Annotated in this window: 16 protein-coding genes; 7 read left to right on the top strand and 9 right to left on the bottom strand. The window is 73.7% G+C overall.

Translation table 11 applies throughout. The annotated features are described in order from the left end of the window. Positions 1–126: 126 nt before the first annotated feature. Positions 127–864 carry an HNH endonuclease family protein gene (locus ACFWBN_RS05015; protein WP_385170694.1) on the top strand — a complete coding sequence of 246 codons (738 nt, stop codon included), beginning with the start codon at positions 127–129 and terminating at the stop codon, positions 862–864. Next, positions 861–1,142 (top strand): hypothetical protein, encoded by a 282-nt coding sequence (locus tag ACFWBN_RS05010; RefSeq protein WP_385170691.1) that lies wholly within the window; start codon positions 861–863, stop codon positions 1,140–1,142. Before ACFWBN_RS05015 ends, ACFWBN_RS05010 begins: the two co-directional genes overlap by 4 nt. Before the next feature lie 7 nt (positions 1,143–1,149). On the opposite strand, the gene ACFWBN_RS05005 is transcribed toward ACFWBN_RS05010, so the two are convergent. From ACFWBN_RS05005 to ACFWBN_RS04995, 3 genes are all read right to left on the bottom strand, one after another. Further along, the gene (locus tag ACFWBN_RS05005; protein ID WP_385170688.1) at positions 1,150–2,337 is read right to left on the bottom strand and encodes a hypothetical protein; all 1,188 of its coding nucleotides are present in this window, start codon (positions 2,335–2,337) and stop codon (positions 1,150–1,152) included. Next, positions 2,334–2,996: an ankyrin repeat domain-containing protein gene (locus ACFWBN_RS05000; RefSeq protein WP_385170683.1), complete on the bottom strand. Its 663-nt coding sequence runs from the start codon at positions 2,994–2,996 to the stop codon at positions 2,334–2,336. Before ACFWBN_RS05000 ends, ACFWBN_RS05005 begins: the two co-directional genes overlap by 4 nt. Positions 2,997–3,200: 204 nt before the next feature. Then, positions 3,201–3,734: a GNAT family N-acetyltransferase gene (locus tag ACFWBN_RS04995; protein ID WP_385170680.1), complete on the bottom strand. Its 534-nt coding sequence runs from the start codon at positions 3,732–3,734 to the stop codon at positions 3,201–3,203. Between the two features lie 150 nt (positions 3,735–3,884). Between ACFWBN_RS04995 and ACFWBN_RS04990 the strand changes: the two genes are divergently transcribed. Further along, positions 3,885–5,144 carry a sulfite oxidase gene (locus ACFWBN_RS04990; protein ID WP_385170676.1) on the top strand — a complete coding sequence of 420 codons (1,260 nt, stop codon included), beginning with the start codon at positions 3,885–3,887 and terminating at the stop codon, positions 5,142–5,144. Positions 5,145–5,187: 43 nt separating this feature from the next. On the opposite strand, the gene ACFWBN_RS04985 is transcribed toward ACFWBN_RS04990, so the two are convergent. Beyond that, on the bottom strand, positions 5,188–6,363 hold the full coding sequence (locus ACFWBN_RS04985; protein ID WP_385170673.1) for an alpha/beta hydrolase family protein: 1,176 nt from the start codon (positions 6,361–6,363) through the stop codon (positions 5,188–5,190). Between the two features lie 82 nt (positions 6,364–6,445). After that, a complete protein-coding gene (locus tag ACFWBN_RS04980) occupies positions 6,446–7,432 on the bottom strand; it encodes an isopenicillin N synthase family dioxygenase (protein ID WP_385170670.1) in 987 nt (328 codons plus the stop codon). Between the two features lie 195 nt (positions 7,433–7,627). Here ACFWBN_RS04980 and ACFWBN_RS04975 point away from each other — a divergent pair, with 195 nt between their 5' ends. Continuing rightward, a complete protein-coding gene (locus ACFWBN_RS04975) occupies positions 7,628–8,374 on the top strand; it encodes a VOC family protein (RefSeq protein ID WP_385171226.1) in 747 nt (248 codons plus the stop codon). A 50-nt stretch (positions 8,375–8,424) separates the two neighbouring features. On the opposite strand, the gene ACFWBN_RS04970 is transcribed toward ACFWBN_RS04975, so the two are convergent. Then, positions 8,425–9,270, bottom strand: a complete 846-nt coding sequence (locus ACFWBN_RS04970; RefSeq protein ID WP_385170667.1) for a class II glutamine amidotransferase — start codon at positions 9,268–9,270, stop codon at positions 8,425–8,427. A gap of 167 nt (positions 9,271–9,437) precedes the next feature. Here ACFWBN_RS04970 and ACFWBN_RS04965 point away from each other — a divergent pair, with 167 nt between their 5' ends. After that, positions 9,438–9,629: a DUF6381 family protein gene (locus ACFWBN_RS04965; RefSeq protein WP_385170665.1), complete on the top strand. Its 192-nt coding sequence runs from the start codon at positions 9,438–9,440 to the stop codon at positions 9,627–9,629. A 95-nt stretch (positions 9,630–9,724) separates the two neighbouring features. Here the strand turns inward: ACFWBN_RS04965 and ACFWBN_RS04960 are convergent, their stop codons facing one another. Together ACFWBN_RS04960 and ACFWBN_RS04955 are read right to left on the bottom strand one after the other, a co-directional pair. Continuing rightward, the gene (locus ACFWBN_RS04960) at positions 9,725–10,837 is read right to left on the bottom strand and encodes an agmatine deiminase family protein (RefSeq protein WP_385170662.1); all 1,113 of its coding nucleotides are present in this window, start codon (positions 10,835–10,837) and stop codon (positions 9,725–9,727) included. 91 nt (positions 10,838–10,928) lie between these two features. After that, positions 10,929–12,506, bottom strand: a complete 1,578-nt coding sequence (locus tag ACFWBN_RS04955; RefSeq protein ID WP_385170659.1) for an APC family permease — start codon at positions 12,504–12,506, stop codon at positions 10,929–10,931. Positions 12,507–12,671: 165 nt separating this feature from the next. On the opposite strand from ACFWBN_RS04955, the gene ACFWBN_RS04950 reads away from it, so the two are divergent. Both ACFWBN_RS04950 and ACFWBN_RS04945 read left to right on the top strand, forming a co-directional pair. After that, positions 12,672–13,328, top strand: a complete 657-nt coding sequence (locus ACFWBN_RS04950; protein ID WP_385170656.1) for a TetR/AcrR family transcriptional regulator — start codon at positions 12,672–12,674, stop codon at positions 13,326–13,328. A gap of 9 nt (positions 13,329–13,337) precedes the next feature. Continuing rightward, entirely contained in the window at positions 13,338–14,171 is an 834-nt protein-coding gene (locus ACFWBN_RS04945; RefSeq protein ID WP_385170654.1) for a DUF1206 domain-containing protein, read from the top strand. Between the two features lie 13 nt (positions 14,172–14,184). Here ACFWBN_RS04945 and ACFWBN_RS04940 read toward each other — a convergent pair whose 3' ends face one another. Next, entirely contained in the window at positions 14,185–15,543 is a 1,359-nt protein-coding gene (locus ACFWBN_RS04940; protein WP_385170651.1) for a M64 family metallopeptidase, read from the bottom strand. Positions 15,544–15,600: the final 57 nt, after the last annotated feature.

The following is a 15,600-nucleotide window of genomic DNA, read 5'->3' as shown; positions in this document are numbered from 1 at the left end:
CGGTATGCCGGGAGACTAGCGAGAGGCACTGACAACGCCGGGCGGAGGGTGGATGTCCGGTTGAATGTCCGGTTCTGGGTAGTGTTCAGGGGACATTGACGGCGCTGAATCGGTTGGGGTGGGGTCATGGTTCGTCAGATACGGGTGCCCGGTGCGGTCCTGGCGGCGGCGCTGCTGCTGGCGTTGGCCGGCTGTTCCGGTCCGAACGCGCCCGGCGGAGGCGCGGACACCGACGCGAAGCCGTCCGCGTCGCGCTCCTCCCCGCCGGCCTCCCCGCCGGGCGACGACGCCAAGCCCGCCGGCGGGGACGTGCTGCCCGGCATGGTCAGCACCGCCGTGGCCCGCACCCAGCTGGCCGCGCTGAAGGTCGCGCCGGTCGGCACGATGGCCGGGTACAGCCGCGACAAGTTCACGCACTGGGCGCAGCAGGGCAACAAGTGCGACACCCGCGAGGTCGTCCTCAAGCGCGACGGCACCGATGTCGCGCAGGACGCCGAGTGCCGGGCCGTGTCCGGCACGTGGAAGAGCCTGTACGACGGGGTGGCCGTCACCGACGCTGCCAAGATGGACATCGACCACATGGTGCCGCTGGCCGAGGGCTGGCGGTCCGGCGCGGCCGGCTGGGACGCCGCCAAGCGCAAGGCGTTCGCCAACGACCTGACCCGCCCTCAGCTGCTGGCCGTGACCGCCGCCTCGAACCGCTCCAAGGGCGACCAGAGCCCCGACCTGTGGCAGCCGCCGGACCGCACGAGCTGGTGCCAGTACGGACGGGCCTGGACCACCGTCAAGTCCTCCTACGACCTGACCGTCACCGAACCGGAGAAGAAGATGCTCGCCACCATGCTGGACACCTGCGCCTCATGACCGGAGCGCAGCAGTGGCAGGACGAGGTCCTCGCCGGGCCGGGAGGCGCGATGACCGACGAGGTCGGCGTGATCACCGGCCCGCTCACGCTGTGCACCACCGCGGTGGACGGGGACCTGGTCCGGTTCGACGTCCAGTACAAGGACGCCGACGAGTGGTACGCGCTCACCGGCAGCCCGGTCCCCCACCACGGCGACCCGGCCGCCCTGCACGCCGCCGCCCTGGAGGCGATCCGCGCCGGCGGCGGGGCCCAGGCCCCGGGCACCGCACCCTCCTGAACCCGTCTCAGAGGACGGCGATCCCCAGCGGCCTGGCGCCGGCCGGAAGGCGGCGGGTGGCGCCCGAGTCGAGGTCGACGACGGTGATGCCGTTCCAGTAGCCGTCGCGGGTGTAGCCGCCCGTGACGTACGCGGTCCGGCCGTCCCGGGAGACGGCCACGTCCTCGTGCGGTCCGGAGAGGGGGTACACGCGCTCCGCGCCGTCCGGGGAACGGACCGTCAGCGACGGGCCCTTGCCCTCGCCGGGCTCCACCGGGCCCGTGCCGACCACCAGCAGCCTGCCGTCGCCGGTCGTCGCGGCCCCGTGCTGGTGGGTGTCGGCGGTCATCGCCTCGATGGTGGTGCGGCCGGTCCGCGGGTCGACCACGGCGAGCCGTTCGCCCTCGAAGGGGAGCAGCAGCATCCCGTCGGAGGGGCGTACGACCGCGTAGTGCGGCTTCAGCCAGGAGCCGAGCCCGCCCTCGGTCCCGTACGGGGCCACCTCGATCCGGCGCGGGCTCAGGGAGCCGGCCGCGACCACGGTGACGTCGAAGGAGTCGTGGCCGGTGACGTAGACCTCGGAGCCGTCCCGCGACACGTCCACGTCGAAGGGGCGCCGGCCCACCGGCACGACGGCGGTGACCTCGCGGGTCGCCGTGTCCACCACCTCCAGGACGCCCGTCGTACCGGGGACGTTGACCCCGACGTACGCGTGCGCGCCGTCGGGCGACAGGGCGATGCCCATGCCGCCGCCGCGGTACTCGCCGTCGGTGACCGGGCCGGTGCCCGTGCGGTACGGGATGCGGGCCACCCGCTCGCGGGTGCGGGTGTCGACCACGGCGACGCCCTCGGCGGTGGCCACCCACGCGCGGCCGTCCGCGCCGACGGCCAGCCCGTACGGGGCCCGGCCCACGGGGACGGAGGCGACCGCGCCGCGCTCCGGATCCACGAAGGTGACGGTGTCGGCCCCGAAGTCGGCGGTCAGCAGCAGCCCTTGCGGGGTCGGCGCGGTGGCCGGCAGCGGGGAGGCGGCGGAAGGGGCCGGGGCGGGCGCGGACTCCCCGTTCCCGGTGCAGGCGCCGAGCAGCAGCGCCGCTGCGAACGCGGCAAGGACGGGCCGGGCTGCCCTGGCGGTCCTGGCGGCCCGGGCAGTCCTGGCGGTCGGCGGTGTGCCCGCGCCACCGGCCGTACGGGCGCCCCGTGCGCGGCGGTTCACCGGCCCGTCCCCCGCTCCGGCCCGTCCGGACCGCCCGCGCCGGCCGCACCGCCCGCGTCGGCCCGCTCGGCCGCCCGCAGGATGCGCGCCATGCCGTCGAAGCCGCGGCGCGCGGCGTGCTCGTACGGGGTCACGCCGTCGTGGTCGGCCAGCGCCGGGTCGGCGCCCGCCGCGAGCAGCAGGGCGACGATCTCCTCGTGGCGGGGGCCTCCGTCGCCGAGGATCACCGCCTCCAGCAGGGCGGTCCAGCCGAGCCGGTTGACGTGGTCCACGTCGATGTCCGTCTCGTCCAGCACGGCGCGCACGTACGCGGTGTGCCCGCGCTCGGCGGCCGGGATGAGGGAGATCCCGCCGAAGCGGTTGCGCTGCTTCAGGTCGGGTCCGGCGGGCAGCAGCAGCCGCATCATCCGCACGCTGCCGGTGACGCCGGTGACCAGCCAGGGGCTGTCCTCGCGCGAGTCCGGGGCGTTCGGGTCGGCTCCGGCGGCGAGCAGCAGCCCGGCCGCGTCGAGGTGGTCGCCGAGCGCGGCGAGCAGCAGCGGGGTGCGGAGTTGCTCGTCGCGGGCCTCGACCGCGGCGCCCGCGGCGAGCGCCCCGGCCACCGCGGCCGCGTCGCCGCGCCGGGCGGCGTCGAGGAGGAGTCGGTCGTGCGCGTTCATGGTGTCCCTCTCGGCTCCGGGGCGGGGAGGACCCGTGTCCGCCCTCCCGCTCCCCCGGTCCATGCTCGCCGCGCGGGGGCCGCTCTCCGGTCCGCCCGGCGGCCGGAGCCCGCGAGCGGTCCGGACGACCTCCGGGTCCACCGATCGGCTGATGCGGTCGGCCTGGGTTTCGGCCGGTGCGGTCGGCCCGTGCGGTCGGCCGGATCAGGCCTCGTACTCCGTGAGGTCGATGCCGTGGATCTGCAGGAGGTGTCCGTAACGCGGGTCCGTGGTGTCGCGCTCGTGCACCATGCCCAGCTTGCGGATCACGTTCTCGGAGTCCTCGTTGCCCGCCCGGTTGATGGCGACGACCCGGTCCAGGCCCCGGTCCTGCAGGGCGAACTCCAGGGTGGCCTGGGCGGCCTCGGAGGCGTAGCCCTGGCCCCAGTACTGGCGGCCGAGCCGCCAGCCGATCTCCACGTCCGGCAGCACCTCGGGCAGGTACTCCGGGATCGACAGGCCCACGACCCCGATCAGCTCGCCGGAGGCCAGGAGCTCGACGGCGAAGAGCCCGAAGCCCTCCTCGTCCCACTCCTCCTCCCAGCGCTCGATGACCTCGGCGGTCTGGTCCAGGTCGAGGACGGAGCCGTCGCCGATCCAGCGCATCACCTCCGGGTCGGCGTTGATCTCCGAGAGCGGGACGAGGTCGTCGTCGGTCCAGCGGCGGAGGAGGAGTCGGGGGGTGCGGATCTCGGTCATGACCCACATCCTGCCGAAATTCGCCGGACCAGCGGTAATCGGCCGTTGCCGCCGTGTTTCAGGTTCGTGGCCATCACGCCGGGAAGGTTCCCGCGACGTGCCGCGGGCCCCTACGGTCCGTCGGGAACCGCGACCAAGGAGTGTCCGAGCATGCCCCTCGACCTGTCCGACGAGAGCCAGTACGACCGCACGCGCCTGCGGCAGTGGGCCCGCGGCCGCGCCCGGTCCGCCGGGGTGGACCGCCGGGACCTGCTCAAGCTCTTCGCGGCGGGGGCCGCCGCCGGTTCGCTGGGCCTGGCCGCGGGCGGAACGGCCGCGGCCGCCGCCGAGCCGCCCGGCATCGTCAAGCCGCTGCCGCCCGAGCTGTTCACCATCCGGGGCACCAACGCGGAGACGAACTTCGCGGCCCTACGCGGCACCGGGCCGCTCACCCCCCTCGACCGGTTCTTCGTACGGAACCACACCCGCACCCCGCGGATCGAGGCCGGCGACTGGCGGCTGGAGGTGTGGGGCGACGGGCTGGCGGGCGGCCCGGCCACCTTCTCGTACGACCGGCTGCGCGCCCTGCCGGCGGTCGAGCGGACGCTGTTCATCGAGTGCGCGGGCAACGGCCGGAGCTTCTACTCCACTCAGCAGGGGCAGCAGGTCACCGGCACCGCGTGGACCCTTGGCGCCATCGGGGTCGCGCGCTGGCGCGGGGCCCGGCTGTCGGACGTACTGCGGCAGGCGGGCGTGCTGCGCGGCGCCGTCGACGTGCTGCCGCGCGGGCTGGACGACGAGGTGGTCGCGAACGGGGTGAACCTGGGGCGGGTGCGGCGCCCGCTGCCGGTCTCGAAGGCGCTGGACGACGTACTGCTCGCGTACGAGATGAACGGGGAGCCGCTGCCGCCGGACCACGGGGGTCCGGTGCGCCTCGTCGTGCCGGAGTGGGTCGGGATCTCCTCGATCAAGTGGGTCGGGGACATCGAGGTGAGCGCCGAGCCGCTGTACTCGCCGTGGAACACCGACACGTACCGGCTGTTCGGGCCCGGACAGCCGGCGGAGGGCAGTGCTCCGTTGACCCGGCAGACGCTCAAGAGCGCCTTCGAGCTGGAGCTGGGGGCGTCCGTTCCCGTGCACAGGACGCGGCTGCTGACCGGCCGCTCGTGGTCGGGCGCGGCCCCCGTGCACCGGGTCGAGGTCAGCACCGACGGCGGGGCCCGCTGGCAGCGGGCCCGGCTGCACGACGCGCCGCGCCGGGGCGGCTGGGTGCGCTGGTCGGTGCCGTGGACCCCGCGGGCCACGGGGCCGACGGCGCTGCTGGCGCGGGCGACGGACGCGACCGGGCGGACCCAGCCCGCGACGACGGCCCACAACACGCAGGGCTACCTCTTCGACGCGATCGTGCGGCACCCGGTGACGGTGGTCTGAGCGGGCGCCCGGCGGCGGTCGGTAGGGATCAGAGCGGAGGGGGTCAGGGGGTGTGGAAGCGCACCTCCGGCGCGTCGGCGGACGGGCCGTCGAGGCGGGGCTGGGGCAGGCCCCGCAGGTGCAGGTCGAAGAAGGCCGCGACGTAGCGCCGGGTCAGCTCGACGGAGCGTCCCCCGGGCAGCGGGGCGTCCTCGTCGGGGAGGCCGAGCTGTTCGGCGATCGCCGGGAAGTCGGTGAAGGTGAAGTGGCCCGAGCCGGCGAAGGTGATCCAGCGCTTCCAGCCGTCGAGCCTGGGCCAGTCGAGGTCCCAGGACGCCATGCCCCCGGGGGCGCTGCTCTGGGCGCCGAGCAGCAGGAAGGGGCGTCCGCCGAGCCCGGTCTCGGGCACCGGGGTGTGGAGTCCGCCGTCCATGTTGATCCCGGCCCGGATCCTGGCGTCGCCGGCCATCGCGGCGACCGCCGAGGCGCCGCCGATCGAATGCCCGGCCATCGCGATGCGGTCGCGGTCGATGAGCCCCGCGTGGCGCCACGCGGGGTGGCGTCCGGTGAGTCGGTCGAGCAGGAAGGAAACGTCCTGGGCCCGGGTGTCGGTGACCGTCCGGTAGCCCGCCTCTCCGCCGGTCTGCTCGCAGGCCAGGCAGCGCAGCACGCGGCCGCCGGGGAATTCGGTTCCGACGCTCTCGTACGCGTGGTCGACGGCGGCGACGACGTAGCCGCGCGAGGCGAGGTCCTCGGCCAGCGAGGTGATGGTGGCGCGCGGCACGGTGAAGCCCGGGGACAGGACGACGAGCGGATGGCGGCCTCCGACGGGCCGGGCCCCGAGCCTGGAGTGGGTCTTCGTACCGGTCAGGGTCTCCACCGGAACCACCTGGTCCAGCCCGCGGTCGATCAGCAGCAGCCGGGCCTCCTCGTCGGTGAGGTAGCGGGCCGGCCTGTCCCCGGTGCCGCGCTGCGCCGGATAGCGCAGGGTCACCATCAGCTCGCGCGGCCCGGACTTCGACCAGGGGTCGGTGCGGCTTCGGTCCACGAGGTGGAGCGTGTCCTGTCCTACGGGGAAACGCCCGGTGGGGCGCGGGAGTTCCAGCGCCGTGCGCACGTTCTCGGAAACGGACCGGGAAGACGGGGGCTCCGTCGCGACGGCGGTGCCCGCGGCGGCGAGCGGGAGCGGCAGGAGGAGCGCGAGCAAGGCGGCTGCGGCGGCTGTTCGGCGTCGGGTCATGGAACCGACGCTACGCAGCGCCGCCCGGCCGATCGTCACCTCTCCGATGGATCCGGCCATCCGTCACGAGGAGGGACTCGCGTCACTCCGAAGTCGTACTCCCCTCCAGGACACTGATGGCGCGGAGCTTCTCCCGGAGGTACGTGTGGGAGTCCACCGCGTCGTGCACCACCCGCCCCACGGGGGCGGGCAGGGACTCCACGCGGGTGTGCGCGTCGCACTCGTAGAAGTAGACCAGGGAGATCAGCTCCTCGGCGGGCGCGTCGGCGGGCGGCGGCAGTACCCGGTGCCGGCCCGCCCGCCACCGGTCTCCGGTCCAACGGGCCATCAGGTCGCCGATGTTCACGGTGAGGGCGGCCGGATCGTAGGGCGCGTCCTCCCAGCCGCCGGTGTCGGTGTGGATCTGGAGCCCGCCCGAGCCGGGCTGGCGGTCGAGGATCGTGACCGTGCCGAAGTCGGTGTGCGGGCCGATCCGGAACTGGCCGGGCAGCGGCGGGCCGACGACCTCGGTGCCCGGATACCAGTTGAGGTTGAACCCCCAGGTGGGATGGGAGGTGTGCCGGGTGAAGTGGTCCTCGTCGAGGCCCAGGGCGGAGGCGAGCAGTTCCAGCAGCTCGTCGGAGAGGGCCCGCATCAGGCCCAGGTACTCCGTCACCAGTTCCTTCAGCGGGGGCACCTCCGCCGGCCACGCGTTGGGGCGGAACCACTCGGCGTCCACGGCGGCGTCGCCCGTGGGGTCGTCCGCCGCGAAGGACCAGGATTCCTTCAGGTCGGGCGGCGAGGCCTTCCCCTCGGCGTAGCTGTTCGCCTCGGCCCCGGGGCCGAGCCAGCCGCGGCCGCCGACGGTGACCGCGTACGGCTCCTTCACCCCGGCCGGCAGCCGGAAGAACGCGCGCGCCGCCTCTCGGATCCGGGCGGGCAGGGTCGGATCCACGCCGTGGCCGGTCACCAGGAGGAACCCGGCCTCCCGCAGGGCCGTGTCGACGCGGGCCGCCGTACGGGCCCTGGCCTCGGGGTCGTCGGACCGCCACGGCCCGAGATCGATCACGGGAACCTTGGATCCGGCCATGGGGAGACCTGCCTTCCGGGCGTGCTCGGAGCGTCCGGTTCCGAGATTAGGGGGTGCACCGCCGCGCGGGGGCGCGCTTCGCTCGAAGACCGTCCCGAAAAGGACCAGAATGAGACGGTGGGGCCGCGAGGGACGGAGCACGTGGTGAAGCTTTCGACGAGGGAGGTCTTCGGGGCTCCGTGCTGGGTCAGTCTGATGGCCCGCGACCTGGCGACGGCCCAGCGCTTCTACGGCGCGGTCGCGGGCTGGACCTTCCGGCCGGCCCGGCTGGGCGAGGCCTTCTCGGTCGCCGAGACGGACGGGGTCCCGGTGGCGGGCATCGGGGCACTGGCCGGCGACCTGGGGGTCGCCGTGGCCTGGACGCCGTACTTCGCCGTCGACGACGCCGACGTGGCGGTGGACCGCATCCGCGAGCGCACCGGCACCATCGCGGTCGGGCCGGTCTCCTTCCCCACGGGCGGCCGCGCGGCGCTGGTCGCCGATCCGGACGGCGCGGTCTTCGGGATCTGGGAGGGGGCCGTGTCCCGCGACTGGCGGGTGGGCCGGGGCCCGGCGCCCGCCTGGCTGGAGCTGCGCACCAGGAACGCCTTCGACGCGGCGATCTTCTACGGGGCGGTGCTGGAGTGGGCCACCGGCCGGACCGGGTGCTGCGAGGTCTCGTACGAGGAGGACCAGGTGGTCCTGAGGCAGGGCGGCGAGCCCGTGGCCCGCCTCAACAGCGGCCCCGTCGAGATCGCCGCGTACTCCCCGCACACCCGGCCCCGCTGGCACGTCCACTTCCGGGTGCCCCGGCTGAAGCCCGCCGTCGAGGCCGCCGTGGCGCTGGGCGGGCGTACCGTCTCGGACATCACCTCGAACGCCACGGAACGGTGGGTGGCGCTGCGCGACCCGGACGGAGCGCTGTTCACCCTCACCACGGCCCTCGCGGCGGACGTGGACTAGGCAGGCGCCGGTTCACGGCCCGGGCGGGGCCTGGTCAGGGCGGGGCCTGGTCAGGGCGGCTCCGGGACGAAGGGGAGGTACTCCTCGTCCGAGGCCGCGGGGATCACCGTGTAGCTCGCCTCGGGCAGCTCGTTCCACAGTCCGTGGAGGTCTCCCAGGGGCTCGGAGACCACGAGCCGCGTCGCGTCGGAGACGTCGGCGAGGAATTCCAGCTCGGGGTGGAGGTGGCGCACGGTCTCGGCCTTGCTGCTGTAGAACAGCGACCTGGACCGGCCCTGGGTCGAGTAGCGGAAGGCCCAGAGGCGCTCCCCGTCGCTCACCGCCACGGTCATCTGGAGCGGGTCCGCCACCCCGTGCTCCTTGCCCAGCCGCTCCACCAGGCCCGCCATCCGCGCGACCGCGCCGGGCACGTCCTGGTCGAGGCCGTAGGTGACCGCCAGGTAGAACATCACCTCGGAGTCGGTGGAGCCCTCGATCGAGGAGAAGAGGGCCGGGTCGACGGCCATGCACAGGTCCCGCTGGAGCCGGCTGAAGTCGGTGATCGCCCCGTTGTGCATCCACAGCCAGCGCCCGTGCCGGAAGGGGTGGCAGTTGGTCTGCTGGATCGCCGAGCCGGTGGAGGCCCGTACGTGCGCGAAGAACAGCGGCGAGCGCACGTGGCCGGCCAGCTCGCGCAGGTTGCGGTTGTTCCACGCGGGCGCGATGTCGCGGAAGACGGCGGGGGTCCCGTCGCCGTTGCCGTCCGCGCTGTACCAGCCGATGCCGAAGCCGTCGCCGTTGGTGGACTCCACGCCCATCCGGGCATGCAGGCTCTGGTTGATGAGCGAGTGCTCCGGGCGGTAGAGCACGGCGTCGAGGACCAGGGGCGAACCGGAGTAGGCGAGCCAGCGACACATGAGCACCATCCCCTTCTCGGCCTGGTCCGAGCCTAAGCCAGCGGACGGGGTCGGGCGCGTCCGGGGAGCCGGACGGGTCACGCTCGGTGACCGTTCGAGATGCGGGCTCCGGGCGCTGCTGGTTCGCTGAATCCGCCCGCTCTCCCCCACCGATCCCAGGAGTGATCATGAGCGTTTCAGGCGAGTCCCGCGGCCGGTCCCAGCAGATGCGCGCCAAGGCCCAGGAGCTGAACGATGCGGCCGACCGCTCGACCGACCCCGAAGAGCGCAAGCGGCTGAAGGAGAAGGCCCGCCGCCTGCAGGAGCAGAGCGAGCAGGAGGGCCGCCGGATGGACGACCAGGGCATGGACCCCATGTAGCCCTCCTCGCCCAGTCCTCTCGTGACACCGGCCGGTGGCCGCCGCGATCCCCCGTCGCCGCGGACACCGGCCGGCACGTTGTGGTGGTGACGGCCTCAGGCGGTGACCGCCGGAACGTGCTGGGTCACGCAGTGGACGCCGCCACCGCCCCAGGCCAGGACGCGCGCCCGGGCGCCGACCACCTCGCGCCCGGGGAAGAGGGTGGCGAACTGCGCGAGGGCGGGGGCGTCCGCCGGTTCCCCTGCCGTGGGTACGACGACGCTGCCGCTGGTCAGGTAGTAGTTCGTGTAGCTGAAGGTCTCGACGGTCAGCCCGTTCTGGCGGAACTGCGGCTGGTGGTGCATCTCCACCAGCTGGAAGGGCCGGCCGCAGGCGTCGGTCGCGGCGTCGAGGACCGCCTTGTTGGCGGCCATCCGGGCGTGGTTGGGATGGGCCGGGTCGGGCTGGGTGTGGAGCAGGACCTTGGCGGGGCCCAGATAGGCGGCGACGAGGTCCACGTGACCGTTGGTGATGTCGTCGTGGTGGAGCCCGTACGGCAGCCAGATGAGCTTGCTCGCTCCGTACGAGGCGAGCAGCTTGGCCTCGATCTGCGCACGGGTCATGCCGGGGTTGCGGTTGGGGTTGAGCAGACACTCCTCGGTGGTGATGAGGGTGCCCTGCCCGTCGGTGAGGACGGACCCGCCTTCGAGGACCATGTCGACGGGCTTGCGGGTGTCGCCCAGGTGCGCGCACACCCCGACGGGGAGGAAGTCGTCCTTGTCGAAGGGGTACTTGCCGCCCCAGCCGTTGAATCCGAAGTCGAGGCCGATCCGGTGGGTCTTCCCGGCATTGACCGCGAAGATCGGGGCGGTGTCCCGGGCCCAGCAGTCGTTGATCGGGTACTCGATGACCGTGACCGTGCTGCCGCACTGGGCGCGCGCCTGCGCCGCCTGGCCCGGTTCGGCGACCATGACCACCGGTTCGAAGCGGGCGATGGCCCGGGCGATGCCGGCCACCTCGGCCTGGACGTCGGCGAGCAGTCCGCCCCAGCCGACCTGTCGGTCCCACGGCCAGGCCATCACGCAGGCGGCGTGCGGCTCCCATTCGGCGGGTGCGTGGTGCGGGTCCGCGCTCGGCGCGGCGAAGGCGGTGCGGCCGAGCAGGGGGAGGGCGGCGGCCGTGAGGGCGGCGGCGCCGAAGCCGCGGCGCGTCATTCGTGGCAGGTCCATGACACTACTCCTTCGGTGGGATTTCCTTGCGGCCAGGGCCGGATGACCCTGGCGGGGGATGCAGGGGATGGATGGGATGGATGAGGGGGGATTAGGGGCGCTCGGCGGCGAGCACGCCCGCCTGCCCGTCCTCGCTCGGGTCGGTCCGCGCGGCGGCCGGTCCGCTCTCCTCGCGGGCCTGCGCGGCCCGGAGCGCGTCCTGAGGCTTCCTCACCACCAGGTAGACCAGCCCGGCGGTGATCACCACGCCGGTTCCCAGCAGGCCCGCCCAGATCTGGTACCAGGGGGCTCCCGGCGGGGCCAGGATCGCCCGCGGCCAGCACACGTTGGCGACCTCGAAGGCGGTCCAGAGGACGGCCAGCACGTTCAGGAAGGTGCCCTTGCGGCCCAGCCGGATGTGGCCGGAGGGGACCCAGGTGCCGCGCAGGCGGGCGATCAGGGCGGCCAGGCTGACCAGGAAGAACGGCAGGAAGGTGGCCGCGGTGCCGAAGGCGATCAGGCTGCCGATGGCGGTGGCGTTCAGGCCGAGCAGCAGCCCCGTACAGCTGACGAGGGTCGAGGCGACGAGTCCCCCGATGGGGGCCTGGCGGCGGTTGACCTTGCGCACCTGGCGGGAGAAGGGGAACACGCCGTCGCGCGCCAGCGAGTAGACCCCGCGGGCGGCCCCGCCCTGGGAGGCCATGGCGCAGGCGAGGAATCCGACGAGGACCACGGCCACGAAGGGCTTGTCGGACCAGGACCCGAAGGCGGTGGTGACGGCGGTGGTCACCGGGTCGAGGTCCTCGCCCGCTACGACGGCCTGCGGCGCGGGGTGGGCGAGGGCGACCGCCATCGCGTTGAGGATGACCACCAGGCCGACGCTGAGCAGTGCCCACCACATGGCGCGGGGCACCTGCCGGCCGGCGTCCTTGGTCTCCTCGGCGGTCGAGACGCAGGCGTCGAATCCGATGAACCCCCAGCCGGCGACGGCCAGGACGGCGAGGAAGGCCACGACGGTCGATCCGCCGGACAGCTCCTCGGCTCCGAGGGTCTCGGTGAACAGCGCGAAGCCGTGCTCGCGGAAGAACAGCAGGAGCGCGAAGCCGACCAGCACGGAGGCGATGGCCTCGGCGGCGATGCCGAGCGAGACGAACCAGCTCAGCATCCTGATCCCGTACGCGTTGACCAGCATGCAGGCGAGGAGGATCCCGGCGGCCACCGCGACCAGGGAGCCCGGCGTGGGCGTCGCGCCGACGAGGGCGAAGGCCCAGGGGGCCGCCAGGTACGCGACGGTGGTGTTGCCGAACATCACGGCGAACTGCCACACCCAGCCGCTCATCCAGCCGAAGGACGGGCCGAGCAGCCGCCGGCCCCACTGGTACGGGCCGCCGGCGAGCGGCCACTGGGATGCCAGCTCGGAGTAGACGTTCACCACCAGGCACTGGCCGAGGAGCACGATCGGCAGCGCCCAGACCCAGGCGGGCCCGGCGATCATCGTGCCGACCATCGAGACGGCGTACAGGGCGACGACGGGCGAGACGACGGCGAAGCCCATGGCGATGTTCCCCAGGATGCCGAGGCTGCGGCTGAGCTCCTGGGTGTAGCCGAGGTCGGCCAGGCGGGCGGCGTCGGTGTCGGCGGCGGAACCGGCGCCGCCCGGTTCAGGGCGTGCGGGGGCAAGGTCGGGCATGGCGCACCTCTCGCAATGCGGGACGCGCCGGTCGGCCGGCGCGTCCCGGAAGCTAAATCTAACGTTGTTAGGTTGCGGGAATGCGGGGACCTTAACCCGACCTGAACCCCTTGGGAAGACCTCCGTACGGGTAACCTGACGGCCGATGACGAGGGGGAACACACCGTGGGCCGACCGAACCAGCCGCTGCTCAGCCGTGGGAACATCGCGCGCGCGGCCCTCGAACTCCTCGACGAGGAGGGCCCCCAGGCCCTGAAGATGCGTACGCTCGCCGACCGGCTCGGGGTCAGGGGCGCCTCCCTCTACCACCACGTCGCGTCCAAGGACGACGTCCTCGACGCGGTCTCCGAGCTGATCAACGAGGAGATCGACCTGAGCCCGCTCGACGGGCCCGACTGGCGGGAGGGGATCGCGGCCTACGCCCGCGGCTACCGCCGGGTGTACCTGCGCCACCCGAACGCGATCGCCCCGGCGGCGCGGCGCGCGGTCGAGGCCGCCCCGGCCCTGCGCGGCTACGACGCGCTGCTCGCCGCCCTGATCCGGGCGGGCTGCACTCCGGCCCGCGCCGCCGAGGCCGCCGCCGCCATCGACTACCTGGTCCTCGGCTCGGCACTGGAGACCTTCACCGCGGGATTCACCCGCCCGGCCGCGGAGTACCGGCCTGACTACCCGGCCCTGGCCGACTCGCTGACCGGCGCCGCGGCCACCGGCGCCGGCCTGGCCGGACTCGACGACCGCGGCTTCGAGCTCGGCCTCGGCCTGGTCCTCGACGGTCTCGCCGCACGGACGTCCCGCGGGCATGGAGCGGCCGAGCCCGGGTAGCCGCGTGACATGACGGGCGGCGAAGCGGCACGCGAGGGAGTACGGACCGCGTCCCAGGGAGGCACGGGCCGGGAGGTCGTCGCCCGGTGCGGGCTGGTGGCACGCGGAGCGCTGTACGTGCTCGTCGGAGTGCTGGCCGTCCGCGTGGCGTTCGGTGAGGGCGACGGCGGACAGCAGGCGGACCGCACGGGCGCCTTGCAGGAGCTGGCGGAGAAGCCCTTCGGCGGTTTCCTCGTATGGGCCGTCGGAATCGGCTTGGTCTGCATGATGCTGTGGCGGCTGTCGGAGGCGGTGTTCGGCGCGGCGGGTCCCGACGGCGACAAGGCCGGCAAGCGGCTGGCGTCGGCGGCCCGGACCGTCTTCTACGGGGTCGTCGCGTTCTCCGTGCTGTCCTTCGCGGCCGGGTCCGGCGGCGGGAAGTCCGGCGACGAGCAGTCCCGTGACGTGACGGCAAGCGCCCTCGACCTGCCGGGCGGCCCGTGGTGGGTGGCCGCGGTGGGCGTGGCGATCGCCGTCGGGGGCGTCGTGATCGCCGTACGGGCGGCCCTGCGCAAGTTCCGCAAGCACCTGGCGATGGACGGGACGCCCGAAGGGGTCCGCAAGGCGGTCGAGTTCCTCGGCGTGACCGGCGGCGTGGCCCGCGGCGCCGTCTTCGCCGCGGCCGGCGGCTTCGTCGTCTACGCCGCGCTGCGCTACGACCCGGCGGAGGCGAAGGGTGTCGACGGCACCCTTCGCGCCTTCACCCAGACCCCGGCGGGACCGTGGCTCCTCGTGGTGGTCGCCGCCGGGCTCGTGCTGTTCGGGCTGTTCTCCTGGGCCATGGCGATCTGGCGCCGGGTCTGAGCGGAGCCTGCGGTTAGAGGCGGACGGTCCACTCGGCCGTGGAGCTCAGGCTGCGGGCGATCTGCGGGTCGCGCACCGAGGGCGTGCGGTCCTCCGCCGTGACGGAGAGCCGGTGCGTGCGCAGGTCGAACAGCCACAGCTCCGCCACCCGCACCTCCGTCCGGCCCGCGAACCTCTTCAGCTCCCGCCCGTCCAGGTACCAGCGGACCACCAGCTGCCGCCCGTCCGCGCCCGCCAGCTTCGGCACGGCGGCCTTCGCCGTGTGCCGGGCCCGCAGCGTGCGGTCGGTCGGGGTCAGCGGGGTGACCGTGCGCGCGTGCCGGTGGAACCCGGCGATCATCGCCTCGACTCCGGGGAGGTTGAAGGGCTTGCCCAGCACCCGCATGATCGAGTTGTCGGTGGGCCGGTAGAGCCCAGTGGCGAAGTAGCCGCCGCCCTCGTACGTACCGACGGTGCCGCCGTCCGGGGACTGCTCGCCGAGCCAGCGGAACCACTTGGCCCGCTCTGCGGCCATCCGGTCCGCGGTCAGGGTGGAGCTGTTGGAGTCGGCCGGCTCGGGGCCGGTGTACTTCTCGTAGTCCGGGACGCCCGCGTAGAAGTACTCGTCGGCGAGCTTGCCGAGCGAGTGGCCGGTCTCGTGGATGGCGACCTGCCCGGACTTGGCGTGGCCCGCCGAGGCCGTGGAGATCCCCTCGTAGCCGAAGGTGGCGCTGCGCTCGTTGTAGCCCGCGCCGCCGTACTTCGCGCTGTTGGCCAGCACGATGACCAGGTCCGCCGCCGGGGCCTTCGCCACGTACGCGTCGACCTTGGGCTGGTCGATGCAGAGCAGCCGCTCGATCTCCTCGCACCAGAAGTACGAGCCGAGGGCGGTGTCGCGGACGGTGGCCCGGTCGGGGTCTCCGGAGACACCCGACTCGCGGGAGACCGCGTCGACCGTCCAGACGTTGAACAGGTTGCGGTAGGTGGTGTACGGCTCCACGGCGGTCACCTCGGCCCACTTCTGGACGGCGTCGGCGTGGAACCGGTCCAGCTCGGCGGCCGTGTAGCCGTCGCCGATGACGACCACGTCGAGGCGGTCGGCCGTGGGGCCGTTGTCGACCATCTTGGTGACGGCTCCGTCGGCCTCGCGCTGGGCCTCGGAGAGCCGCCCCGCGCTCTTCGCCCGGCTGCCCGCGGCCGGTACGAGGGTGTGTCCGGAGCCGGCCTCGCCGCCGTGCTCCGGCCCCGGTATCTCCACCTCCACCCGGGGTTTCGGCGGAGCGTCGGCCGCCCCCGCCGGACCGGCGGCGAGCAGCATCGCGGTCGCGCAGGCCGCCGCGACGGCCCCGCGCAGAACGGAGCGGACGGCTGGACGTCGTATGGCTGGACTCATGAAGTCCTCCCCCGGGAAAGGTGGTTAAGCAGCCGGATAAGTACGCTGAAACAGCTG

Origin of the sequence: Streptomyces sp. NPDC059989 (assembly GCF_042736975.1) — a bacterium.
Taxonomy (GTDB): Bacteria; Actinomycetota; Actinomycetes; order Streptomycetales; family Streptomycetaceae; genus Streptomyces.
The sequence above is the reverse complement of the archived record's forward strand: the minus strand, read 5'-3'. Positions and strand labels throughout refer to the sequence as shown.

What these genes read in the sequence shown, in the direction of transcription:
- ACFWBN_RS04955 (WP_385170659.1), bottom strand. Translation starts at nt 12,506, where the DNA reads ATGCCCGACCTTGCCCCCGCACGCCCTGAACCGGGCGGCGCCGGTTCC.
- ACFWBN_RS04960 (WP_385170662.1), bottom strand. Translation starts at nt 10,837, where the DNA reads ATGGACCTGCCACGAATGACGCGCCGCGGCTTCGGCGCCGCCGCCCTC.
- ACFWBN_RS04995 (WP_385170680.1), bottom strand. Translation starts at nt 3,734, where the DNA reads ATGACCGAGATCCGCACCCCCCGACTCCTCCTCCGCCGCTGGACCGAC.
- ACFWBN_RS04970 (WP_385170667.1), bottom strand. Translation starts at nt 9,270, where the DNA reads ATGTGTCGCTGGCTCGCCTACTCCGGTTCGCCCCTGGTCCTCGACGCC.
- ACFWBN_RS04980 (WP_385170670.1), bottom strand. Translation starts at nt 7,432, where the DNA reads ATGGCCGGATCCAAGGTTCCCGTGATCGATCTCGGGCCGTGGCGGTCC.
- ACFWBN_RS05015 (WP_385170694.1), top strand. Translation starts at nt 127, where the DNA reads ATGGTTCGTCAGATACGGGTGCCCGGTGCGGTCCTGGCGGCGGCGCTG.
- ACFWBN_RS04985 (WP_385170673.1), bottom strand. Translation starts at nt 6,363, where the DNA reads ATGACCCGACGCCGAACAGCCGCCGCAGCCGCCTTGCTCGCGCTCCTC.
- ACFWBN_RS05000 (WP_385170683.1), bottom strand. Translation starts at nt 2,996, where the DNA reads ATGAACGCGCACGACCGACTCCTCCTCGACGCCGCCCGGCGCGGCGAC.
- ACFWBN_RS04945 (WP_385170654.1), top strand. Translation starts at nt 13,338, where the DNA reads ATGACGGGCGGCGAAGCGGCACGCGAGGGAGTACGGACCGCGTCCCAG.
- ACFWBN_RS04990 (WP_385170676.1), top strand. Translation starts at nt 3,885, where the DNA reads ATGCCCCTCGACCTGTCCGACGAGAGCCAGTACGACCGCACGCGCCTG.
- ACFWBN_RS04965 (WP_385170665.1), top strand. Translation starts at nt 9,438, where the DNA reads ATGAGCGTTTCAGGCGAGTCCCGCGGCCGGTCCCAGCAGATGCGCGCC.
- ACFWBN_RS04940 (WP_385170651.1), bottom strand. Translation starts at nt 15,543, where the DNA reads ATGAGTCCAGCCATACGACGTCCAGCCGTCCGCTCCGTTCTGCGCGGG.
- ACFWBN_RS05010 (WP_385170691.1), top strand. Translation starts at nt 861, where the DNA reads ATGACCGGAGCGCAGCAGTGGCAGGACGAGGTCCTCGCCGGGCCGGGA.
- ACFWBN_RS04975 (WP_385171226.1), top strand. Translation starts at nt 7,628, where the DNA reads ATGGCCCGCGACCTGGCGACGGCCCAGCGCTTCTACGGCGCGGTCGCG.